Source organism: Acinetobacter sp. 1125_18A (genome assembly GCF_052824985.1).
Map to the genome: position 1 here is coordinate 1 of NZ_VTDG01000063.1, position 341 is coordinate 341.

At 50.1% G+C, this 341-nt stretch carries 1 protein-coding gene; it reads left to right on the forward strand.

The window, feature by feature from the left end; all coding sequences use genetic code 11:
* Positions 1 to 341: SwmB domain-containing protein (locus tag FY049_RS22265; RefSeq protein WP_446084441.1), on the forward strand; the 341-nt coding region annotated here is incomplete at both ends.

Below are 341 nucleotides of genomic sequence, written 5' to 3' on the forward strand. Positions count from 1 at the left end.
TGGGTTATACCGATCCATCGGCAGCCAATGATCCAAATGCGATTCAAGACATTGCGGGTAATGATGCAGCAACACTTCCAGCCACCACAGTGGATAATGGTTCAACTGTGCCTGGTGGTGATACCACAGCACCGACCTTTGTCAGTGCAGCACTAGATACAGCCGGCACATCGCTCACATTGACCTATAGTGAAGCACTAGACGGTAACAACTTACCGCCATTAAACAGTTTCGTGGTCACCGCAGATGGTCAAGTGGTACCTGTAACCGGTGTTACAGTGAATGGCTCTACCGTGGTGTTGACTTTGGGTACACCAGTCACAGCAGGTCAAGCAGTGCAA